At 56.9% G+C, this 24,069-nt stretch carries 18 protein-coding genes and 2 pseudogenes; all 20 read right to left on the bottom strand.

From position 1 onward, the window contains the following. Positions 1-5: 5 nt before the first annotated feature. The 20 genes and pseudogenes from PHACT_RS11745 to PHACT_RS11655 all read right to left on the bottom strand — a co-directional run bounded on the left by PHACT_RS11745 (position 6) and on the right by PHACT_RS11655 (position 24,062). The gene (locus PHACT_RS11745) at positions 6-1,244 is read right to left on the bottom strand and encodes a hypothetical protein (protein WP_139141521.1); all 1,239 of its coding nucleotides are present in this window, start codon (positions 1,242-1,244) and stop codon (positions 6-8) included. Between the two features lie 96 nt (positions 1,245-1,340). After that, positions 1,341-2,327: pseudogene (locus PHACT_RS16695) on the bottom strand (phosphate acyltransferase); the annotation flags it as partial. 78 nt (positions 2,328-2,405) lie between these two features. Continuing rightward, a pseudogene (locus tag PHACT_RS16690) lies at positions 2,406-3,626 on the bottom strand (malic enzyme-like NAD(P)-binding protein); the annotation flags it as partial. Positions 3,627-3,793: 167 nt separating this feature from the next. Further along, positions 3,794-4,828: an alpha/beta fold hydrolase gene (locus PHACT_RS11735; protein WP_070117938.1), complete on the bottom strand. Its 1,035-nt coding sequence runs from the start codon at positions 4,826-4,828 to the stop codon at positions 3,794-3,796. A 70-nt stretch (positions 4,829-4,898) separates the two neighbouring features. Then, positions 4,899-6,623 (bottom strand): potassium/proton antiporter, encoded by a 1,725-nt coding sequence (locus PHACT_RS11730; RefSeq protein ID WP_070117937.1) that lies wholly within the window; start codon positions 6,621-6,623, stop codon positions 4,899-4,901. A gap of 36 nt (positions 6,624-6,659) precedes the next feature. Then, positions 6,660-7,964 carry an adenylosuccinate synthase gene (locus PHACT_RS11725; protein WP_070117936.1) on the bottom strand — a complete coding sequence of 435 codons (1,305 nt, stop codon included), beginning with the start codon at positions 7,962-7,964 and terminating at the stop codon, positions 6,660-6,662. Between the two features lie 111 nt (positions 7,965-8,075). After that, positions 8,076-9,269 carry an ATP phosphoribosyltransferase regulatory subunit gene (locus tag PHACT_RS11720; protein ID WP_070117935.1) on the bottom strand — a complete coding sequence of 398 codons (1,194 nt, stop codon included), beginning with the start codon at positions 9,267-9,269 and terminating at the stop codon, positions 8,076-8,078. 124 nt (positions 9,270-9,393) lie between these two features. Beyond that, a complete protein-coding gene (gene hflC / locus PHACT_RS11715) occupies positions 9,394-10,260 on the bottom strand; it encodes a protease modulator HflC (protein WP_070117934.1) in 867 nt (288 codons plus the stop codon). Beyond that, the gene (gene hflK / locus PHACT_RS11710; RefSeq protein WP_070117933.1) at positions 10,261-11,478 is read right to left on the bottom strand and encodes an FtsH protease activity modulator HflK; all 1,218 of its coding nucleotides are present in this window, start codon (positions 11,476-11,478) and stop codon (positions 10,261-10,263) included. A 146-nt stretch (positions 11,479-11,624) separates the two neighbouring features. Then, on the bottom strand, positions 11,625-12,893 hold the full coding sequence (gene hflX / locus PHACT_RS11705; RefSeq protein ID WP_070117932.1) for a ribosome rescue GTPase HflX: 1,269 nt from the start codon (positions 12,891-12,893) through the stop codon (positions 11,625-11,627). 13 nt (positions 12,894-12,906) lie between these two features. Then, positions 12,907-13,182, bottom strand: a complete 276-nt coding sequence (hfq, locus tag PHACT_RS11700; protein WP_070117931.1) for an RNA chaperone Hfq — start codon at positions 13,180-13,182, stop codon at positions 12,907-12,909. Between the two features lie 102 nt (positions 13,183-13,284). After that, entirely contained in the window at positions 13,285-14,247 is a 963-nt protein-coding gene (gene miaA / locus PHACT_RS11695; RefSeq protein WP_070117930.1) for a tRNA (adenosine(37)-N6)-dimethylallyltransferase MiaA, read from the bottom strand. A 73-nt stretch (positions 14,248-14,320) separates the two neighbouring features. Next, positions 14,321-16,207 carry a DNA mismatch repair endonuclease MutL gene (gene mutL / locus PHACT_RS11690; RefSeq protein WP_070117929.1) on the bottom strand — a complete coding sequence of 629 codons (1,887 nt, stop codon included), beginning with the start codon at positions 16,205-16,207 and terminating at the stop codon, positions 14,321-14,323. A 75-nt stretch (positions 16,208-16,282) separates the two neighbouring features. Further along, on the bottom strand, positions 16,283-17,809 hold the full coding sequence (locus tag PHACT_RS11685; RefSeq protein ID WP_169819452.1) for an N-acetylmuramoyl-L-alanine amidase: 1,527 nt from the start codon (positions 17,807-17,809) through the stop codon (positions 16,283-16,285). Positions 17,810-17,840: 31 nt separating this feature from the next. After that, a complete protein-coding gene (gene tsaE / locus PHACT_RS11680; protein WP_070117927.1) occupies positions 17,841-18,353 on the bottom strand; it encodes a tRNA (adenosine(37)-N6)-threonylcarbamoyltransferase complex ATPase subunit type 1 TsaE in 513 nt (170 codons plus the stop codon). Next, on the bottom strand, positions 18,337-19,911 hold the full coding sequence (locus PHACT_RS11675) for a bifunctional ADP-dependent NAD(P)H-hydrate dehydratase/NAD(P)H-hydrate epimerase (RefSeq protein WP_070117926.1): 1,575 nt from the start codon (positions 19,909-19,911) through the stop codon (positions 18,337-18,339). Before PHACT_RS11675 ends, tsaE begins: the two co-directional genes overlap by 17 nt. A gap of 3 nt (positions 19,912-19,914) precedes the next feature. Then, a complete protein-coding gene (locus PHACT_RS16260) occupies positions 19,915-20,352 on the bottom strand; it encodes a MarR family winged helix-turn-helix transcriptional regulator (RefSeq protein ID WP_070117925.1) in 438 nt (145 codons plus the stop codon). A gap of 70 nt (positions 20,353-20,422) precedes the next feature. After that, positions 20,423-22,705: a xanthine dehydrogenase family protein molybdopterin-binding subunit gene (locus tag PHACT_RS11665; RefSeq protein ID WP_070117924.1), complete on the bottom strand. Its 2,283-nt coding sequence runs from the start codon at positions 22,703-22,705 to the stop codon at positions 20,423-20,425. Then, positions 22,702-23,193, bottom strand: coding sequence for a (2Fe-2S)-binding protein (locus PHACT_RS11660; RefSeq protein WP_070117923.1), 492 nt, complete (start codon positions 23,191-23,193; stop codon positions 22,702-22,704). Before PHACT_RS11660 ends, PHACT_RS11665 begins: the two co-directional genes overlap by 4 nt. Next, positions 23,190-24,062 (bottom strand): FAD binding domain-containing protein, encoded by an 873-nt coding sequence (locus PHACT_RS11655; RefSeq protein ID WP_070117922.1) that lies wholly within the window; start codon positions 24,060-24,062, stop codon positions 23,190-23,192. The genes PHACT_RS11660 and PHACT_RS11655 overlap by 4 nt, the downstream gene beginning before the upstream one ends. Positions 24,063-24,069: the final 7 nt, after the last annotated feature.

Raw genomic sequence — 24,069 nt, 5'->3', positions numbered from 1 at the left:
CGGTTTCAGAACGGCCAGTGCAGCTGGATATTGCCACCGCCGAACTTCATGGCATCCAAGTCCAGTGTGGGATTAAGCGTCAGAATAGCGCCGCTTTCCTGGTTGACGACGTAGCGCCACGGCAGGCTCAGACGGGCCTGCCATTCATCATCCTGACGGTTGTCTGCAGGCCGTTGCCACAATTCCCTGTCGACTTCAATATCACCAACAGTCAACGTTGGCTGCCACCAGCTTGCGTCCCGGCGCCAAACGGTCAGCCCGGCAAACAACATTAACTCATCCCTGCGATGAAAGCCTGAACTGGCCAGATTCTGGCCAAACCAGCCCTGCTCATCCAGCGTAAGATAACGCACACCAGCATGATATTCGGCCGCAACATCAGACGTTAACGCAAAGGTGGCACTGCGCATTCGGCGAGTGAAGGCATCACGGCCGGCGCTGGCAGCCGGCGCCAGAGCACGAAAATCACGATTACTGTTCTCCAGTTTGAACGACCACTGCGAACGCCAATGGCGTGACACACCCAGCGTCAGCGACCCTGCAACTCGCAACTGATCGCCGCGTATGTAAAGTGATGCATCTCTGTCTTCGTATTGGGCATGGGGAGAATAATTAACCGCCAGGTCAAACCCCAGATGCCTATCGGATTGATACTGATAGTGTGCAAACAGAGTGACCGGCGTGCGTTCGTATTTGTTATCGCTGTTGCCTTTGTTGTTGTACAGACGATCGACCTGCACCAGCGCCAATCGTAATCTTTGCGACGAATCCGGCTGCCAGGCTGCTTCATAATAAAAATCTATTTCGCCTTTGTCGCCCGACACATCCGCCGACAGGATACCTTGCCAGTGATCGCCGAACTTCCTGACCACACCGAGTAACTGTCGATCAAAACGCCCATCAAAATCTTCGCGGCGCTGCACCCGCGCAATAACACCGACTGTATCATTATCAAAAAACAGTGTTTTTTGCAGACTGGTTTCCAGGTACAGTTCATCCCCGGTGATACTTCCACCGGTGCTAGACAACCCGTCTTCACCGGGCGCCGGCACTTGCGATAACTGCCGGTAGCTGAATCGATTGATGAAGCTGGAACTATTGTAGAGAAACTCCCGCCCCTCCACGAACCCATCCAGTCGCTGTGGGTGAGGGTCACGCCACGCAGTCTGTGCCAGAACGTTGAATGACATCAGCAATGCCATACCGCCAACCATGAGGACCCTTGCGGGCTTACTCACCGACATCAGTTTGCTCCCGAAATTTACGTAGCAGAAACGTCACCGAACCGTAAAGCATGGCAACCGCAGCGCATCGACATGCCTTAACGAACCCGGCAACAGCTATAGATTCTGTTTGTGCTGATAAATATCCGCCGACGCCAGCGCAGTGAGGTTGAGAATACCCCGACCTGATACCGACGGAATCAGAATATGGGCTGGTTTTTCCAGACCGCACAGGAACGGACCAATCAAACGGCCATTGGTAAACGAGCGCAGCAGACCAAGCGCAATGCTGGCCGTGTCCATGTTAGGCATGACCAGTACATTGGCGCGGCCCTTGATTGTGGAACCCTCAAAAACCGTGGCCCGCAGGTCCGGGTTCAGCGCAGTCAGGGCGTGCATTTCACCATCAATCTGTACTTCCGGCATCTGCATACGCAGGCGATGCGCAGCAGTTTTCATTTTCAGTGCCGATTCATCCTCATAGGTACCGAAATTGGAATGTGACAACAGTGCCACCACCGGCTCGATGTCAAAAGATTGCTGGACAAATCGAATCGCGTCCTTGGCGATATCAACGATATCATCGACGTCCGGGTCAACATTTACAAAAGGATCAGTCAGGAACAGCGGACCATCATCCATCAGCAACACGCAGACAGACGACAGACGGCCACCCGGTTTGGTTGATCGAATAATGGGTCGAATGTCTTTCAGATGCGCGTCAAAACGACCGACCTTGCCACAGACCATGCCATCAGCTTCGCCCATGGCCACCATCAGTGCCGCCAGTACCGTGGTATTGCTGTGCACTGTCGTTCTGGCAGCATCCACAGACACACCGGAGCGGCCGACATGTTGATGGTAAAACTGCCAGTACTTTTTGTGCACATCGGCTTCTTCGGAGTTGAAGACCTCAAAATCGGTGCCGGGCACCAGTCGCAAGCCCATTTTCTCGATTTTCGCATCGATGATCTGTGGACGACCAATCAGAATCGGTTTGGCCACGCCTTCGTCAACCACAGCCTGCATGGCCAGCAGCACGTCTTCATTTTCGCCTTCGGCGTAGACAATGCGCGCGGGATGTTTAGCGGCCAGATCAATGGACGGCTGCATAAACAGACGGCTGCTGTTGACGTAGGCGCTGAGTTTGTTGCGATATGCGTCCAGATCATCAATCTGCCGGGTGGCGGCGCCACTGGCCATGGCTGCTTTGACAACCGCCAAAGGCACCTCTTCGATCAACCGCGGATCAAACGGCTTGGGGATGAGGTACTCGCGACCAAACTTGAGCTCCTCATCTATGTAAGCCTTGGCCACTGTCTCGGATATTTCACGCGTCGCCAGATCAGCAATGGCACGAACACAGGCACGCTTCATTTCGTCATTGATATGGGTGGCACCGCAGTCCAGCGCGCCGCGGAAAATGAACGGAAAACACAGAACGTTGTTAACCTGGTTGGGATAATCGGAACGACCGGTTGCCAGGATTGCATCAGGTCTGGCGGCGCGCGCCTCTTCCGGCATAATCTCAGGTATCGGGTTCGACATCGCCAGAATCAGCGGATCGCGCGCCATGGTTTTGACCATGGCACCATTCAGCACGCCCGGGCCTGAAAGCCCCAGAAACAGGTCAGCATCAACAATGGCGTCTTCGATGGTACGATCCGACGTATCCACCGCAAACTGCTCTTTCCATGGATTCATGCCTTGCTGGCGGCCCTGATAGATAACACCGTTTCGATCCAGCATGCGCACGTTTTCTTTTTTCACACCCATGCTGATCAACAATTCGACGCAGGCGATACTGGCCGCACCAGCGCCGGATGCTACCAGCTTGATTTCGTCGAACTTTTTGTTGACGATGCGCAGACCATTGTAGACCGCAGCGGCAGCGACAATGGCTGTGCCATGCTGGTCATCATGGAACACCGGAATGTTCATGATATCGCGCAGACGTCTTTCTACCAGAAAGCACTCCGGTGCCTTGATATCTTCCAGGTTGATACCGCCAAACGTAGGTTCCAGCGATGCAATGATGTCGACCAGTTTGTCGACATCAGTTTCGTTGATCTCAATATCAAACACGTCAATGTCGGCAAACTTCTTGAACAACACTGCCTTGCCTTCCATCACCGGCTTGGCAGCAAGTGGCCCGATATTGCCCAGGCCCAGCACCGCTGTGCCATTGGTGATAACGGCGACAAGATTGCCTCGGGCGGTCAGATTGGCCGCTTCATTGACATCCTCGGCGATCGCCTCACAGGCAAATGCCACACCCGGAGAGTAGGCGCGCGACAGATCCCTGTTGTTGGCAAGTGGTTTGGTCGGCCGAATGGCAAGTTTGCCCGGCGTCGGTTCTGAGTGGTAGCGAAGCGCGCTGTCCTTGAATGAGTCTTCTGACATGTAGGTCCTTCCTGTCTGTGGCACGGTGACATGACTGATTGTAAAAAACTATCGCCCTCAAAAGGGCGATAGTGCGACCGAGCAGCCGATCGGTCTATTTTAGCGCTTATGCTACCGGCAATGCCAATTCATCAGTCGGGGCTGGCATTGCCTGGTGTCGGCCAGTCTTACCAGTCAGAGCTGGCTGGCTCATCCGGATCTGAGCTTAAAAATTCAACCAGATCACGATGGTACTGTTCCGGGTTCTCAAAATGCGGATTATGCCCGATTCCGGGATACAGATTGAGCTCCGCGTTCTGCAGGGTTTCTGCCAGATTGCGGGCCTGGCCGGAAAAGTCACGCGTCAGGCGGTCGTCTGCGCCGCCCAGTACCAGCGCTTTGGTATCGATATGCTGCCAGTCATATACCACCGGATCGAAAAACAGAATCGCCTGCTGCCAGGCTCTGATACGTGCCAGCAGGGGCCAGTCAGAAGTCAGGGTCTGGCCGTATTGATAACGCACAAACTCCAGGTATTCGGGTTTGATTTCGGTATTGTAGTAACGCATGTGGTTGGCAAGAATTGACTGGTAAGTAGTGTTTTCCCTGACGCTCTCGGCAGCCTCTTCAATATCCCGCCACGGCCGACCCGGGCGTGAATCTGACATGCCAATCTGGTTTACAAAAACAACATGCGTGGTGGTATCAGGATAGGTCATGGCGAATCGCGCCGCCAGCATCCCGCCCATGGAATGCCCAACAATAGCGCTCTGTTCAATGCCCAGATGATCCAGCAGTTTTTTCGCATCGGAGGCAAAAATGTGCAGGTTATAGGGAATGTCCATTTTTGAGGAACGACCATAACCAACACGATCAGGGACCACGACGCGGAAACCTGCCGCGGCCAGTGCTTCGATCGTCGGCGCAAAACCAATACCGGCGAAATTCATACCGTGAAACAACATCACCGCCTGGCCATTGGCTGTGCCAGTCGGCGCCACATCCATATACGCTTTCAGGCCGTCCTGGCCGAAATGCGTCACCGGCATGTAATCCACCGGGTAAGGATACGGAATTTCAGACATTGAAGCAGACACCGGCCCCCAGTCAGCAGGCGGCTCACTGGGGGGTTCGCCCTGCGCCGCTGCAACGCTGGCAGCACCAAGCATGACGCCGGCAAACGCCCAAGTACGAAGATTGATGGCTAAGTTCGACAATGGCATTATTTTCTCCTGTTGTTGTTGTGAGTTTTGTCCAAATTGGGCCAGTGTACACGAAACCGGGCCATGCGTTTCATTGCGCCAGCTTCAGACCAATGCGTTTGACGCTGCCTTCTTCAATGGCCGCGATGGTCCAGATAAATCCCTGCCATTCCAGCTGATCGCCAAGCACCGGTTTGCCGCCCATGCGCTGGTTCAGGAACTCCCCGATACTCAGGCCCATAACAGACACGTCGGGGTGCAAACCATAGACCGGTGCCAGATCGGCAATACTGGCGGATGCATCAAGTATGAAGTCGCCAAAGAACCAGTCATCCATGCCACTGGACGGCGCCACGCTGAACAGTTTCCCCAGGGCCGACAGATCATGCTCATGGGCAATAATGCAAAGGATGTCATCAGCCAATAGCCGCGTGCTCCCCGTTGGGTGCAGCAGTTCACGCCCTCTGAACAAGGCTGCAATGCGGGTGCCGTCGGGCATCTTGAGTCGTCGCAACTCGCGGCCGATGCACCATTTCTCGGCGCCCAGACGGTAGACGAACAGCTCCCATTCACTGGTGTGATGAATCTCCAGGCCCGCCCGGGAGATCGGCATGGGTTGCGACGGCACCTGCACTTTTGCCAGGCGCGTGACAAACGGTATCGAGGTTCCCTGCACCAGCAGAGACACCAGCACCACAAAGAATGCCAGATTGAAGTACAGTTGTGAGTCCGGCAATCCAGCCATGACCGGGAATACCGCAAGGATGATGGGAACCGCACCGCGCAGACCGAGCCATGACAGATACCAGCGCTCACGCATCTTGAACCGGCTGAACGGTGCCAGACTGACAAAAACCGCCAGCGGGCGAGCGACCAGAATCATCCACAGCGCCAATAACAGACCGGGAACGGCAATGGGCAGCAACTCACTGGGCGTCAGCAACAATCCCAACACCAGGAACATGCCGATCTGGCTCAGCCAGGCCAGCCCGTCGAGCACGCTGAGAATGGAGGTGCGGCTGCGCAAAGGTCTGTTGCCAAGAAACACACCACACAGGTAGATCGCCAGGAAACCACTGCCGCCCGCAAAGGCAGTCAGGGCAAACAGGAACAGACCGCCACTGACGGCCAGCAACGGATACAGACCATTGGCGAGTGTGCTGCGATTGATCAACTGCAGCAACAGCCATCCACCAGCACCACCCAGCAACACGCCGACGCCAAACTGTTGCACGAGGCTGACGATGAACCCCAATGCCGAGTTGTCGCCCCCCCCCTGCGCCGTCGCCAGAATATCGATCAGCGTCACGGTCAGGAAGATCGCCATCGGATCGTTGCTGCCGGACTCGATTTCCAATGTGGCACGAACCCGTTCGTTGATATGTCTGCCGCCCAGCAGGGAGAACACAGCCGCCGCATCGGTGGAACCAACAATGGCACCAATCAGCAGTCCCTGCAGCGGGCTGAGCCCGAATAACCAGGCAGCGACCACACCAGTCAGTCCGGCCGTGATCACGACACCAAATGTCGCCATCGACAAGGCAGGCCACAGCGCGACCTTGAAACTGGCAACGCGGGTGCGCATACCGCCATCAAACAGAATGATGGCCAAGGCAAGATTGCTGGCAAAAAAAGCGAGAGAGTAGTCGTTAAAGAGGATGCCGCCGATGCCTTCCTCACCGGCAAGAATGCCGACGCCCAGAAAGATCAACAGGATCGGAACACCGAGCCGGGAGGAAACAGCGCTAAATAACACGCTGAACCCCACCAGCAGGGCACCAATCAGGAAAAAGCTGTTAATGGCCAATAAATCCATGTTCTATCCCAGACTTATTCAGCGGCCGTCCAGATTTTAACTGCCGAAAGGATGCCGCAGAATGATCGTCTCGTCGCGATCAGGACCGGTTGAGATGATGTCTACCGGCGCTTCGATGATGTCTTCAATGTAACGGATATAGGCCCGTGCGTTGTCCGGCAGCTCTTCCAGTGAGCGCACGCCAGCGGTGGATTCGGTCCAGCCGGGCAATTCTACGTACACCGGTTTCAGTCTTTCGTACCGATCCACTGTCATGCAGGCAGTGACCCCGTCACCGTCATCGGCCAGTGTTTCATAACCCGTGCAGACCTTGATTGTGTCCAGACCGTCCAGCACATCCAGTTTTGTCAGACAGATGCCCGACACGCTGTTGATGCGAATTGCCAGCCGAACAGCTGCAGCATCGAACCAGCCACAGCGACGCGCACGGCCGGTGGTTGCGCCTTTTTCCATGCCCACATTGGCCAGGTGTGCACCCACATCGTCGAACAGCTCGGTCGGAAACGGCCCAGAACCAACCCGTGTTGTGTAGGCTTTGGTGATGCCCAGCACATAGTCCAGGTACAGGGGGCCATAACCACTGCCCGTGGCGGTGCCGCCGGCTGTGGTATTCGACGAGGTCACAAAGGGATAGGTGCCGTGGTCGATATCCAGTAGTGAACCCTGGGCACCTTCGAACATCAGGTTGTCGCCTGCTTTTCGGTGTGTATGCACAAGCTCCACGGTATCGGCCAGCATAGGGCGCACCTGTTCCGCATAAGCCAGGCATTGGGCCAGCGTTGACTCAAAGTCGACCGCATCGACTTTGTAATAGTTGGTCAACATGAAGTTGTGGTACTCCATTACCTCCTGCAAACGAAGCGCCAGGTGTTCCGGATTAAACAATTCGCCCATGCGGATGCCGCGACGAGCCACTTTGTCTTCGTACGCGGGTCCAATACCACGGCCCGTGGTGCCGATCTTTTTGCCATCACCAAGGCGGGTTTCGCGGGCCTGATCCAGCGCCACGTGTGAGGGCAGAATAACCGGGCTGGCACCACTTATCTTGAGCCGTTCACGAACCGGAATGCCCTGGGCCTCAAGCTCACCGATCTCTTTCATCAGTGCTTCCAGACTGACCACGACACCGTTGCCAATCACGCACGTGACACCCTCACGCAGAATACCCGAGGGGATAAGGTGCAAGACGGTCTTTTTGCCGCCGATGACCAGAGTATGCCCGGCATTGTGGCCGCCCTGAAAACGGGTGACGACTGCCGCCTGCTCGGTCAGCAGGTCAACAATCTTACCCTTCCCTTCGTCACCCCACTGGGTGCCCAAAACAACAACGCTCTTACCCATGTTCCCCATACTCTGTGCTGAAATAAATGTACTTTATTAGATTCTCTGGCTTCCAGTTTCCAATTTGCTAGCTTAAACCGGATTGTCCAGATTCGTTCGTTCCGCTCTGCGCTACCGGTCGACTACAATCCAGCCACGCGTGTCATCGGCCACAATACACGCTGTGCACTGCAATTCCTTTAACAGTCTGTCATCGGGCTCATCGGTGCCCAGGTGCTGAATAACGATTTCGCCACGACCGCGTAATTGCCCGACCAGGGTCTGCAGTGCCGGGTCAACCTGATCCGGCGCCAGCACAACCCGGGGCGACGGATAGTCGCGACTGCTTAATTGGGCAAGAATTTTCAGATCCGCATCGAAACCGGAAGCCGGACGCGCACGACCAAAAACCTTACCTATTTCGTCGTACCGACCGCCTTTGGCGACGGCACGACCATGCATCGGTGTATAGGCAGCAAATACGGTGCCGGTATGGTACTGATAGCCGCGCAGCTCTGACAGGTCAAAGCCCAGACTGATATCCTGAATGCGCTTGCCAACGGCATCACTGATTTGTCTTAGTTCGTTCAAAGCACCGCGCACCGGTGCCGGTGCAGTTAGCAGCAGTTCTTCTGCCTGATTCATGACCTCGGCACCGCCACTAAGCTGCGACAGACCTCGTAACTGCTCCCGCATACCGGCATCCGACACCTTGGCATCCAGCCAGGCATCTGTTTCCGCGTGCGCCTTGCGTTGCACCAGATCAAACAGCTCGGTTTCAGCGTCGGCGTTCAGGCCAGCGGCAGCCACCAGTGCGCGGAAAATGCCAACATGACCCAGCACTACGTGGATCGGGCGTATGCCCGCCAGACGCAAGGTTTCGGCCATCAGCACGATCAGTTCGGTATCGCAGGCCACACCGGCATGCCCGAACAGCTCAGCGCCTATCTTGATTGGCACGCGCGAGCTCAACAGACCCTGTGGCCGCGTATGCAATACGCTGTCTGCGTAACAGAGCCGGGCCGGTCCATCACGATGCAGATTACGTGCATCAATGCGCGCTACCTGTGGGGTGATGTCGGCGCGCACGCCCATCATGCGGCCGCTGAGCTGGTCGGTGATCTTGAACGTATGCAGGTCCAGGTCGTGTGACGACCCCACCAACAACGAGTCGAGATACTCGATCATGGGCGTGATCACCATCTGATAGCCCCAGCCCCGGTACAGGTCCAGGATCTCGCGACGCAAGGTTTCCAGTCTGTGGGCCTGCGGAGGCAAAACCTCCTCAACCCCTTCCGGCAGCAGCCAGCGGTCAGCGCGTGTCATGTATCCCTTCCTGCCTAATCTTTTTGGTGCTGAATCTGTTTTCGAACCTGATCGCCGTTCTTGCCAGCATGGTTCTGTGTATTGCCTGCGTCAGGTCTGGCCGGCCAGAGGCCGGCTTTGCCTGTTATTGGGTCTCGTCGCTGCGAAGGTATTTGAAGTAGTCACTTTCAGGATCCAGCAACATGACGTCGCTTTTTGAGGCAAAAGTATCGCGATACGAGTTCAGACTACGGGTAAACGAATAGAATTCCGCGTCCTGAGTGTATGCCCCGGAGTAAATAGCAGCCGCCTGTGCATCACCATCACCGCGGATTCGCTCTGAATCCCGATAGGCCTCAACCAACAGAACCGCTTCCTGACGATCGGCGTCAGCTTCGATACCAATGGCCAGCTCGTTACCACGCGAACGCAATTGCTGTGCCTCACGCTGCCGCTCTGATGTCATTCGTTCATACACCGACGAACGAACATCGTCTGGCAGATCGATACGCTTGACCCGGACATCAATGACTTCGATGCCGTATTCATTGGCCACATAGGTATTCAACTCCGTGGTCAATTCATTCATCAATGCGTCACGCTGACCAGACACCACTTCCTGCAGATCGCGTTCACCAAACTTGTTACGCAAACCGTCATTGACACGTTGCGCCAGCAGCGCATTGGCGCGAGATTCATCACCGGAGGTGGCGGTATAGAAACGCTCAACGTCAATGATCCGCCACATGGCATAGGAATCAACCAGCAATGCCTTCTGCTCCAGTGTCAGGTAGCGTTGCGGCGTTGCGTCCACGGTCAGGATACGGGCGTCAAACTTGCGCACCGAGTTCACGTAGGGCACTTTGAAATGCAGACCGGGAGGAATATCGGTCTCCACGATGTTACCGAACTGCAGCATGACTGCGCGCTCGGTTTCACTGACAACAAAGACCGAGTTGGCACCGACCACCACGATCAGGAATAAAACTGCACCTGCAACAAAATTCTTCATTTAACGAGGCCCCCTTGCCGGCATCTGCGTACGAGACCGATCTGTGGTTGATTGGGCAGAAAGTTCGCGGCTGACCTGATCGGCAAGCTCTCGCAGTTGCTGATTGTTAAGCTGCAGACTGGTCACGTTGTTGCCCATGGCACCAGTACCCGCCTGCTGCATCATACGGTCCAGCGGCAGGAACATCATGTTGTTGCCGCCTTCAACGTCGATCAACACCTTGCTAGAATTTCGCAGCACTTCCTGAATGGCATCAATGTAGATACGTTCCCGGGTCACTTCCGGGGAAACCCGGTATTCAGTCAGCAGTTGCTCAAAACGATAGGCTTCACCTTCTGCCCGGGCAACCACCTCATCGCGATACGCATTTGCCTGCTCAATGATTCGCTGAGCTTCACCACGTGCTTCCGGAATGACCCGGTTGGCGTAGGCCAGTGCCTGGTTCTGCACACGCTGTTCATCCTCACGTGCACGGATGACGTCATCAAAGGCGCCCTGCACTGCGACTGGCGGCTGAGCGTTTTCGACGTTCACCTGCGTTACCATGATACCGGTCTGGTAGTTTTCCATGTAGCTTTGCGCGCGTTCACGTACTTCGGCAGCCACATCGGCACGCCCCTGTGTCAGCACACGATCCATGGTAGTGCCGCCAACGACGTGGCGAATGGCCGACTCAACGGCCTGGTCAAGACCACTTTGCGGATCGCGAACACGCACCACATATTGAACTGGGTCCTGCACAATGTATTGCACCGACAAGGACACTGTGACGATGTTTTCATCGGTGGTCAGCATGTCATTGGAGTAAGATCTTGTATTAACACGAGAAACGTTGACTTTCTGGACATCATCTATCAACGGTGGATTCCAGCGCAGGCCTGGCATGACCACTTCATCGCGTAATTCACCGAAACGCAGAACAACGCCTCGCTCGGCTTCGTCGACCGTGTAAAAGCCCATTGCCGCCCAGACCACAACGGCCAGCACGACGAGACCACCCAGCAGACCCGCTGATGCACCCGCACCGCCGCCGCTGCCGCTGCCGGATGAACCGCTGCCACCTTTGCCACCAAACAGGCCGTTGAATTTCTTGCCCAGGTTTTTGATCAGCTCATCAATGTCAGGTGGGCCCTGGTCATCACCACGTCGACCACCCCCGCCGCCACTGCCCCAGGGGTCTTTGTCTTTACCGTTATTTCCAGGTTCATTCCAAGCCATCGTTTACTCCGTACCCAGCGAATGCCGGATGATTTTAACGAATTATTACGCATTAACCCAGCTTTTCAGACAAGCATGCGAGGTCTGTCGGCAGACCGGCCTGACATTGTACGGCTTGCCGGGAGCTGGTGATAGCGTTACAGATCTCAGGGCAGTCGTTCTTCCTGCAGCAGGCGCTCAAAATCCAGCCGGGGCAGCTTGATCTGCAGCACCAGTCTGCCATTTTCATCAGTACTTTCCGTGGCCACCGCACCGCGCGCATACAGTCTTGCCCGCAACCGCCCCTCATCCGGACCAATCGTCAACGCCTGCTGGACGACATCTTCGCCCAGCATTTCACTGATTGCGGCCAGCAGCAGGTCCATGCCGGCGCCGGTCCTGGCCGATACCCAGACCCGGGTCGGCATACCGTCTTCGCCCCGATCTACCCGGGGCTGAAAGCCTTGCGCCAGATCGATCTTGTTAAGGACCTGAAGACAGGGGATATCGTCGGCACCAATCTCTGTCAGCACTTCATTGACCTGTTCAATGTAGTAATCATGCGCTTCATTGGCCACATCCACGACATGCAGCAGCAGGTTTGCCTGCACGGTTTCTTCCAGTGTGGCCCTGAAGGCCTGCACCAGCTTGTGCGGCAGGTGACTGATAAAGCCGACTGTATCTACCAGTACAGCCTCGCCAAAGGAAGGCAGCTGGATGCGGCGCAGCGTTGCGTCCAGCGTAGCAAACAGCTGGTCTGCGGCATAAATGCCGGCACTGGTGAGGGTATTAAAAACCGATGACTTGCCCGCGTTGGTGTAGCCGACCAGCGAGATCACCGGTGTCTCTGCACGTTTTCGGGAGCGCCGCCCCTGTTCGCGCTGAGCCCGCACTTTGGCCAGGCTTTTATTGATATTCTTGATGCGCTGCCGAATCATCCGCTGATCCATTTCCAGCTGGGTTTCGCCCGCGCCACGAAGATTGACACCGCCCTTTTGCCGGTCCAGATGCGTCCAGCCACGCTTGAGGCGGGTCGCTGTATGCTGCAACATGGCCAGTTCAACCTGAAGCTTGCCTTCGTAGGTGCGGGCGCGCTGGGCGAAGATATCCAGAATCAACCCGGTGCGATCGAGCACCCGGCACTTGAGCTCTTTCTCCAGGTTTCTTTCCTGGCTGGGGGACAGGGAATGGTTAAAAAGCACCAGCTGAGCTTCATGTTCACGCACAGCGTCAGCGATTTCTGCCAGTTTGCCGGTGCCGACAAAGAGCCGTGCGTCCGGCGATTTCCGGCTGCCTTTGATAAAAGCAACCGGCTCGGCGCCGGATGAGCGCACCAGTTCTTCAAATTCTACGGGATCTTCCTGTTCGCGCTCAGAATCGAGATCTATGTGAACAAGAATTGAGGATTCTCCACCCTCGGGACGTTCAAAAAACAATCATGTCCTCGATTCAGGCCATATTACCTGGTGCAGACTCGTCGTCTTCGTGAGTGAATTCACCGCCGTTCGTGGTCGGTATTTTCACCGTACGCGCCGGAACAACAGTGGAAATTGCGTGCTTGTAGACCATCTGGTTGACAGCGTTCTTCAACAAAATGACAAACTGGTCAAATGACTCAATCTGCCCCTGCAGCTTGATGCCGCTGACAAGATAGATGGAAACCGGAATGCGCTCTTTACGTAACACATTCAGGAAAGGGTCTTGTAGGGAATGCCCTTTTGACATTGCTATTCTCCTTAAAAAATTCAGCTATAAACGTTAAAAAGCAGTATGGATCCGTCCAGCAACTTACTAATCCAACGACCCGGAATTATCTCTGTAGAGCCGTTATATGGAGGCCGCCTGAATCAATTTCAAGACCTGGGCCAGGGTTTCCGGACTTTCGCTGTCGAAATTGTGCAATCTATCCCAGCTTCGTAACCAGGTCATCTGCCGTTTAGCCAGCTGTCGTGTGGCAATGATACCTCTTTCCACCATGGCATCAAAGCTGATTTCACCGTCCAGATACTGCCACACCTGCCTGTAACCCACGCTTCGGATCGACGGCAGACCCGGGTGCAGGTCACCCCGCTGGTGCAGGGCACGCACTTCGTCAACCAGACCCTCATCCAGCATTTGCCGGAATCTGCGCTCGATCTTGCAATGTAATACGCTTCGCTCGACCGGCTGGATTGACACAAACATCAGATCTTCTGACAACGCCTTGTCGACTTGGTTCCGGGTACTCTGGTCAAGCGCCTGCAGCGACGTTAACGACCGGCCTGTCACCATGAATACTTCAAGCGCCCGCTGCAGTCGCTGCGGATCGTTGGGGTGAATGCGCTGCGCAGCAACACTGTCGACTTCGGCCAGGCGAGCATGCACGGCGGGCCAGCCTTCGCGTTGCGCCAGCGCACTGATGTCGGCCCGGACTCCGGGGTCGGCTTCCGGCAGGACCGCCAGGCCATCACGCAGGGCCTTGAAGTAAAGCATGGTGCCACCGACCAACAGAGGGATGCGGCCCTGATCACGAATGGCCGCCATTTCAGCAATGGCATCACTACGAAAACGCGCCGCTGAATAGGACTCCGATGGATCCAGAAAATCGATCAACCGGTGAGGCGCTCGCCGCAACGTGTCGGCGTCGGGTTTACCCGTACCAACATTCATATCCTTGTATATTTGCGCGGAATCAACATTGATGATGTCAAACGGCAGACGCTGCACCAAGTCAATGGCCAGTGCGGTCTTGCCCGACGCCGTCGGACCCATCAGGCAGATCGCCGGGCATTGCTGAGCGTTTAGTTCCATGACGCAAATCCCGTTGCCTGTGTCACTCGCGATCCTGCCTTTAATCCTTTGCTATCAAGCGACAGAAAGATCATCACTGCCCTCGAAGGAATAACTTATCGAGGTCTGCCATGCTTTGATAAACCCAGGTGGGTCGTCCGTGGTTACACTGACCGCTACGTTCAGTGCGCTCCATGTCGCGCAACAGCGCATTCATCTCTGCAATACTCAGTTGCCGGTTGGCGCGTACTGAACCGTGACAGGCCATTGTCGACAACAACTCATCCCGATACGCACTGATGCGCTCGCTACGCCCATGCTCCCGAACATCTGCCAGCACATCGCGCACCAGCTGTTCAATGTCGGCCCGGGCAAGAATACTCGGCACCTGCCGCACGATGACCGACTCATCCGCAACCCGGGCAATGTCAAAGCCCAGCATGGCCAGCTCGCTCGCCTGCGCATCGGCGCAATCCGCTTCCGCCTGACTGACCGCAATGGAAATGGGCACCAGCAATGGCTGTGCTTTGATACTCTGGCTGTCGCTGGCACTTTTCATGTGCTCATAAGTAATGCGCTCGTGCGCCGCATGCATGTCGACCACAATCAGACCATGCTGGTTCTGCGCGAGGATATAAACGCCGTGCAATTGCGCCAGCGCGTATCCCAGTGGGGGTATTTCCGCATCTGCACTGAGCTGCTGATAGAGTGCACTTTGATCTGCAAGGCTTGTCACAGACGGCGCACCGCCCCAGTGGCCACGATCACCGCCCGAGCTTCCCGAGCCAGCGGCACTGGCCAAACCTGCCCCGCCGGGGTAAGACAAAGGCCTGTCATCGGCCGGGGCGTACAGTTCACCGGTATTCTCGTCAAGGCGCAGGCCTAGCGGCACCTGCTGCACCGGAGACTCAGCAGTCGCATTCGTCTCCGTCATGCCGGTTGTGGCAGAAGGTGACTCCATGTGATCCGCCGGGCGCACATCGGCCAGCGCCTTGTGCAGTGAGCGAAACAGAAAGTCGTGTACCAGTCTCTGATCGCGGAAACGGACTTCATGCTTGGTCGGGTGCACATTGACGTCAACCAGTGCCGGCTGCAGTTCCAGATAAAGCACGAAGGCTGGATGGCGGCCATGGAACAGAACATCGCGATAGGCCTGCTTGACCGCATGCGACACCAGCTTGTCCCGGATGACACGGCCATTGACGTAGAAATATTGCAGGTCAGGCTGACTGCGTGAAAACGTTGGCAGGCACACCCAGCCCCACAGACGCAGGCCAGATGCCTCAATATCAATATAGACAGCGTGTTCCAGAAATGCAGGGCCGCAGACAAGCCCTATGCGCCGCTGCTTTTCCTGTATCGACTGTGCTGGCTGCAGCTGATGCACCGTACGCTGATTGTGCCGTAGCGAGAACCCAAGCTCAAACCGGCTCAGCGCCAGCCGCTTGACAACCTCGTCGATGCGACCGAACTCTGTATTCTCGGTACGCAGGAATTTCTTACGCGCAGGGGTATTAAAAAACAGATCGCGCACTTCAACGGTGGTGCCTTGCGGATGCGCCGCCGGTGCCAGCGTCGGCGTCATTTCCTGACCAGCGGCTTCTACCTGCCAGCCACCACTGTCAACCGCATCGGCGGAACGGGACGCCAGCAAAAGTCGCGAAACCGAGCTGATACTGGCCAGCGCTTCGCCCCGGAAACCGAGACTGGCGATATTCTCCAGATCATCCAGGTCAGCAATTTTACTGGTCGCGTGGCGACTCAACGCAAGCGCCAGGTCTTCCTTGTTAATGCCTTGACCATCGTCGCGTATGCGGATCAGCTTGCTGCCGCCCTGCTCGACCTCGACATCAATACGGACAGCGCCTGCGTCAACACTGTTCTCCAGCAGTTCTTTGACCACAGATGCCGGCCGCTCGACGACTTCGCCGGCGGCAATCTGATTCGCCAGCCGCTGACTGAGCAATGCAATTCTATTCATGGGCAGACCTGTTCGATTGAGGCACCCGTCTGTTTCGGGCAACCGGAGCATGCACAGACGCAGCCTGCCCGTCTGTCACAAGGCGGGAATCAGCAACACCTGTCCGATGCGGATTGTATCATTGCGCAGATCGTTTGCCTCACGCAGGCGCGATAAACTGACACGATATTGCTCTGCAATTCCCGACAGGGTCTCGCCACGACTGATGGTATGCTCGGATACCACCGGTGGCGCAGCGGCCAATGGCGCTGGCCCGCCGCCAGGAATTGTCAACGTCTGACCAAGCTGGACGATATCACCGCTCAGCTTATTGGCGGCGCGCAACTGCGCCATATTGACGTTATGGCGTTGCGCTATTAAAGACAGGCTGTCGCCGCGCTGCACAACATAATGGCGATCCGGTCCCTGATTATTGGATTTTTGCCACGCGACCAGGGTGCCTTCCGGGGGCCGTTCATAAAAATAATTCATCACCCCCTGCACAATGGCGTCAGCCAGCCGGCGCTGATAATCACCAGAGTTCAGTCGCCTGGCCTCAGTAGGATTGGACAGGTAGCCGGTTTCAATCAACAATGACGGAATGTCCGGTGAGCGCAGTACCCAAAGATTGCCCTGCTGCGGCTCGTCCCGTCGCAATTTGGCTACCGTGCCAAGGGCGTTGAGTATGTAAGACCCGGCAGCCACACTCTGTTCGATGCTCCAGGCCATCGACAGATCCAGCAGCGTCAGCGCCAGATCATCTTCAAAGTTCTTCAGGCTGGTGTCGCCAGACACACCACCAAGCAGGTCGGCCGAGTTCTCTTTTTCTGCGACTCTGCGGATATTTTCATCCTCGGCAATGGTTTGCGACAGCGCATAAACTGTCACCCCTTCTGCTCGGGAAGTGCTAAACGAATCGGCATGGATGGACAGAAAAATATCAGCCCGATTCTGCCGGGCCAGCTGAGGTCGCTGCTGCAGGCGTACGTAATAATCTCCCTGCCTGATCATCACCGGCTCATAACCCGGAATATTGCGCAGTCGCTCATAGACCGCCCGTGAGATTGCCAGTGCCACGTCTTTTTCACGGATACGCCCATCGTAGCCAATCGCCCCGGGATCGTCACCGCCATGCCCGGCATCAATGGCAATGACAATGTTGCGTTGACTGCTGGCAACGGCCGTCTGTCGCTCAGCCGGACTGCTGGGGGTGATCTCTGCCGGCTGGGCTGGCGGCTCAGTGCCCAGATCGTACAGATCAACGACCAGACGGTCACCGAATTCGGCATTGGGAGGCAAGGAAAAACTGGATGGATTCACCGGATTATCCATATCCAGCACAATGCGCGTATCGCTCTGATTACGTGCGGCACTGCGCACCGACCTGACCGGACTGTCGGCCAGATCTACCCGGGCAACATCGGCAAACATACGCGAATCAGCCACGTCAATGACCACACGATGGGGGTTCTCAAGCACAAACACGCTGTATTCGACACGGCTGTCCACATCAATCACGACACGAGTGTAATCTGGCGATCGCCATACCCTCAGATCACGGATATCTCCGGCCTGCGCGAGAGCAGGAAACAGCAGCGCAGCGCACAGCCACAGTTGCAGCATTGCTGTCTGCAACCGGTGCCAGCCATCACCCTTACCGAGGCATTTCCTGTAGTCCCGCATCGTGCAACAAAACCTGTAAACGATCAGCAATTTTCTGGCCCCGGACACTGTCCCATTCACATATCAGACAACGACCGGTACCCGCGATTTCCAGCCTTACAGTCAGGTCCGGTGACGGCAAAACCCCTCGCCCCCGGTCCGGCCATTCAATCAGACACAACGCTGGCGGCTCAAAGTATTCTTCAACGCCTAGAAATTCTACCTCCTCTGGATCCATTAGTCTATACAGATCAAAGTGATAGAGAGGAAAGTCAAAATATTCGTAAGGTTCTACCAGGGTATAGGTCGGGCTTTTTACCGCCCCCTCATAACCAAGGCTTCGAATCAGCCCACGACTCAATGTGGTTTTGCCGGCACCCAGGTCTCCACGCAGATAGATAATGGCCCCTGTTTCGCCCACCGCCCGACCCAGACTCGCGCCCGCAGTCTGGGTATCTTCGTCCGCTGCCAGCAGGTAAGAAAATGTTTTATTTATCGTTGACATTCAGCACCTTGGGTAAAAATGACACGACGTCCGATGCCAGCAGTCCGCGCTCTCCGACTGATACTACCGCCAGGTCCGCAGCCTCACCGTGAGCGCAGACACCGCACCTCAGCGCATCGGCAGACGACAGACCTTGCGCCATCAAAGCCGCAATCACGCCGGTCAGGATGTCGCCCATACCACCGGACGCCATACCGGGGTTGCCTTCAATACAGACGTCCAGCGTGTCTGTATCACCGCTGGTCCCGGGTGCGAATGCCAGCAATGAGCCAGCGCCTTTCAGCAGGCACTGGGCCCCGGTTAGCAGCTGCAACTGGCCGATCGCGGCGAAACGGTCTGCCTGCACCTGCGCTGTGCTTAGTCCCAGCAGGCGCGCAGCTTCGCCTGGGTGTGGCGTCACAACCCAGTGTTGTCGCTGCCCGGAAGGCGCCGATTCAGACCAGAAGCCGGCGTCCTTAGCCGCCAGGTTAAGCGCATCCGCGTCCAGCACCAAGGGTTTGCCCAACATCGTTGCCCACATGACGCTGCACTGAAGCATCTGCCGGGACCAGGCCGATTGTCCCAGCCCCGGACCAATGATCACGACGCTGGCCTTCTCCACCAGCTGCTGCGCCATCGCACCCGCATCCCCCTGCCAGGCCTCGACACCGCAGACCATGACTTCAGGGCGTCGTGTCAGCATGGCCGTTATGTGCGCAGTGCGGGTCAGCAGGCTGACGGTGCCAGCACCGCTGCGCACTGCGGCCTCTGCCGCCAGCATCGCGGCACCACCGTAACCGGCATCACCCCCCACTACCAGTACACTGCCATTGTGACCTTTATGGGTAGACCGCGCTCTTGGCTTCAGCACCGCCCCGAGCAAACCCGCATCGATAGCACGGACGCCGGGAGCATCCACGTCGACAGCCGCGGACTCGGCACCACAATCATCAAATACTACCTCTCCGGCGTGGTCGGGACCGGATCCGGTATACAACCCTCGCTTTCGGGCGATAAACGTCACCGTAACCGTGGCAACAACCGCCTCTTCACCGACCTGCCCGGTATCGGCATGCAGTCCGCTGGGTATGTCCATCGCCATCACCGGCTGTGCACTGGCATTGATCAGTCTGGCAGCATCGGCGAACTCGCCGCGCAAGGTTCCGTGAAAACCTGTTCCCAGCATCGCATCGACGATGACAATCCTGTCATCACTGTATTTTGACAGCAGCGCCGCCAGCGCTTCAGCCTCATAGGGACTGGCGCAGGCGCCCAAGGCGGCCGCCTGCTCGGCTGCCAGCCGGGCGTCGCCTGCGAGCCTGGTGCTATCACCCAGCTGCAGAACATGAACGGTGGTACCGGTCTGCCGAAGCAGTCCAGCCAGAACATGGCCATCGCCACCATTGTTGCCCCGGCCACAAAGAATAATCACTGCCCTGGCCTGCGACCAGCGCAGCCGCAACGCTGTCAACGCCGCTTCCGCGGCCCGCTGCATCAGTTGACTGCCCGGCGTACCCGCGGCGATCAGCCGCTGGTCGATATCGCGTACCTGTTGCGCCGTAAACAAAGGAAAACTCACCGTCTACTCCATCCGGTTTATCAGGCGTTGCATCAGTCGCAAGGCGCTTTCCAGTTCCTCGACTGAGGTGTCTTCAGTGTGTCCTATTGCCCAGGGATCCTGCACTGCACGCAATTCGTTATAGACCTGCTGACCATGATCGGTCAGCTGCACCAGCGACGAACGTTTGTGCCGGGGATTGATCTCGTAGCGCACCAGCCCATCTATCTGCATCACATCCGTTATCCGTTGCACGGCCTGGCGCGACTGCCCCAATGCTCGCGCAATACCCGGCACGGTCACACCCGCACTGGTCAATGCCACAATGCCGATAACCTTCCAGCGAGCACTGGTCAGGCCCGCGCGCTCGGCCATGCGGTCGCCGTCCGCCAACAGTAATCCATTGACACGAAAGATCGCCCGTACCAGGTCGAGAAAAAGTTTACGCTTTGGAGAATGCACGACTGACACCCGTTCAATTATTAGAATGCAAGGATGCTGTCACTTTGACCGAATGTTGTCAATCTGTGGTTTAGCCTTGACGCTGTCTGCGCGCGGCCTTGAGTATACTCTTCAGCACCACAGGCGGAGACATGGGCAAATCCAGCTGTCGGGTAGCGGTCGCGCGCGACACCGCGTTAGCCACGGCGCCCAGCGGCGGAATAATCGGCACTTCACCGACACCTCTTACGCCAAATGGGTGCCGGGGATTGGGCACTTCAATCAGCACTGTATCAATCATCGGCAGGTCCGACGCAACCGGCATCCGATAGTCGAGAAACCCGGGGTTGAGCTGGGCACCATTGTCGTCGTACAGATACGCTTCGTTCAGGGCCCATCCGATTCCCTGCACTGCACCACCCTGCAGCTGCCCTTCGACATAGGATGGATGCACTGCCTTGCCAACATCCTGAATCGCGGTGTAGCGCAGAACGGTGACGCGGCCGGTCTCAGGGTCAACCTCGACATCACAGATATGGGTGCCGAATCCGGGGCCAGCACCCTGGGCATTGATACTGACATGCGCAGACACGGGGCCACCGGTTTTGACTGCCTGCGCCGCCAATGCCGCCAACGACTGGCGCGCTTCTGTCCCGTCGATACTGGCAATAGCGCCACCATCCTGCCAGCGCACACGATCAACCGGAATATCCCAGAGCAGCGCCGCGCGAGCGCACAACTTTTCTACCAGTTCAGTCGCCGCCTGCGTCACTGCCATGCCGACTGCAAACGTCACGCGACTGCCGCCGGTCAAATCGGAATACGTTATCGAGCTGGTATCAGCAATCTGCGGCCGCACCAGACTGACATCAATCTCCAGTACTTCTGCCGCCATTAATGCCATCGACGCGCGAGAGCCGCCAATATCAGGGTTACCGGTTGTCACCATGACTGTACCGTCTTCATTCACGGTCATGGCGGCGCTGGACTGACCGCCAATGTTGAACCAGAATCCGGAGGCGACACCACGCCCCTGATTTTTGGCCAATGGCGCCGAATAATGAGGGTGGGCACGTGCCGCCTGCAATGTTTCCAGATAACCAATCTCCTTGAAGCTGGCACCATAGGCAGTACGTGTGCCCTGACGAGCGGCATTTTTTATACGCAAATCGACCGGATCCATACCCAAGCGTTGCGCCAGCATATCGATGAGCGTTTCTGCGGCAAAGGATGCCATTGGCGCGCCGGGCGCCCGATATGCAGCACTCTTGGGGCGATTGACGACGACGTCGTAGCCAATCAGTTTTACATTGGCGATGTCATAAGGAGCAAACGCCGTCATGCAGCCCAGCTTCACCGGTGAGCCGGCAAACGCGCCTGCCTGGTAACACAATACGCCCTGGGCAGCGACCAGCGTCCCATCCTTGAGCGCACCGATCTTCATACTGATATAACTTCCCGACGCGGGTCCCGTGGCCCTGAAAACATCGGTCCGAGACATTTCCATTTTGACGGGTCGACCGCTTTTGCGGGCCAACAGTATCGCCAACGGTTCCAGGTAGACGGTGGTCTTTCCACCAAACCCACCACCAATCTCCAGTGGTGTTACGCGAATCTGTGATAAAGGCATATCAAGCAGTCGCGCGCAGTAAGCCCGCACCATGAACTGCCCCTGGCTGCTGCACCAGATATCGGTCTGACCGTCACTGGCCACGCTTGCCATACAGGCGTGGGGTTCTATATAACCCTGATGCACGGGCTGCGTGCTAAACTCTTCGGTCAATATTATGTCAGCCTGAGCAAACCCGGCCTCAACATCGCCGTGCACCTGCTCGTGTCGACTGGCGATATTTGAAGGCTGCGTTGGCACCGGTTTAATGCCCTTCGTGATCATGCTCTCATGCAATAGTGGTGCATCAGGCTCCATCGCCTGTTGCACGTCGATCACATGTGGCAGCACTTCATATTCGACCTCGATCAACTGTAATGCCTGCTTTGCCGTTTCCGCGTCCAGCGCCGCAACGGCGGCCACCGCGTGTCCGGCGTACAACACCTTGTTCCGGGCCAGAATATTGGCTGACAGGTCGCGGAAGTCCGGCGGCTGTGCATTTATCATGGCTTTTTCGTCGCTAATCTCGGGCAGATCTTTCGCCGTCACTACGGCTTTCACGCCTGGCAACGCCAGCGCTTTGCGGGTATCGATTCGCAGAATCCGGGCGTGGGCGAATGAACTGCGCAGCACGTCGCCGTGCAACGCGCCGGGCAAGTTAAAATCGGCGCTGAACACAGCGCGGCCGGTAACCTTGTCGACGCCATCCGGCCGTAACGGCCTGGTACCCACTGAACGCAGAACCTTGTCAGTAGAGCGGCTCATGATGTCACCCCGGCCCGGGCCTGGCGCATAGTCTCTGCCGCTGCCAGCACGGCGCGGACAATCTTGTCATACCCGGTACAGCGACACAGGTTGCCGGCAATCCAGAAACGGACCTCCGTTTCTGTGGGTGATGGATTACGATCAAGCAGTGCTTTGGCTGCTACCAGCAGACCCGGTGTGCAGATACCACACTGCAGCGCCGCGTGATCCAGAAAAGCCTGCTGCAAAGGATGAAGCACGTCGCCCGATGCCAACCCTTCCACCGTTTCGATGCGACTCTGCTCTGCTTCCACGGCCAGCACCAGACATGAGCACACCAACCGATCATTCAGCATGACACTGCACGCTCCACAGTCGCCCGAGCCACAACCTTCCTTGGTGCCGGTCAACTGCAGGGTGTCACGAAGCACTTCCAGCAAGGTGTCACTGGCGTCACACAAAAACTCGGTGGCCTCGCCATTGATGTGAGTACAGATATGCTGCTTCATGTTCTCTCCCCGGCTGCTGCACGCTGGCCTGCAATCAACGCAGCGCGTACGGCAAGCACACCTGCAACGTGACTGCGGTATTCGATGGTTCCCCGTTTATCATCGAGTGGGCGGCACGAGGACGATATGATGGCCTGGAAACGCGCCATGACGGCGGCGTCAAGTTGCGAACCGACTAGCAACGCTGATGCTTTTGGCACCAACAAAGGCACGGGCGACACTGCGCCCAACGCAACCGACGCAGCCTGAACCTTGCCAGCATCATCCAGTGTCAGGTCAACTGCCGCACCTGCAACGGCGATATCCATTTCACTACGGGGAATCAGCCTGAGATAGGCATCGGCACTGCGTGGCGGTCGAGGCGGCAAATAAAAACTGACAATAAATTCGTCTTTGGCAAGACAGGTCTTGCCAGGTGACTGAATGATGTCGGCAACATCAACGTATCTCTCACCGCTGCTGCCCATAATTCGACAGCGCGCCGCGGCCGCGATCAGCGCTGGCACTGAATCGGCGGCCGGCGAGGCATTACACAGATTACCGCCCAAGGTGGCACGCCCCTGAATCTGGACCGAGCCAATCAACTCCATTGCTTCGGTGACACCTGGCCACGCAGAGCAAAGCCCGTTGTGTTCACTGACGGCTGCACCGCAGACCCCGGCGCCAATGGTAAAGCCTCCGTCGCTGTCCCGCTCGATCACGGTGAGCTCGGCAACGTGTTTGATATCTACCAGCAATGTCGGGCGCGCCGCGCCGGTGGCAAACCGGGCAAGCAGATCGGTACCGCCCGCCAACACCCTGCCATGCCCGTTGGCCGATGCCAGCAGCGGCACCACATCAGCAAGCTTTGTGGGTGCTTCGTACTGCATGCATACG

This window comes from Pseudohongiella acticola (genome assembly GCF_001758195.1).
Taxonomy (GTDB): domain Bacteria; phylum Pseudomonadota; class Gammaproteobacteria; order Pseudomonadales; family Pseudohongiellaceae; genus Pseudohongiella; species Pseudohongiella acticola.
This window is presented reverse-complemented; position numbering and strand designations above follow the sequence as displayed.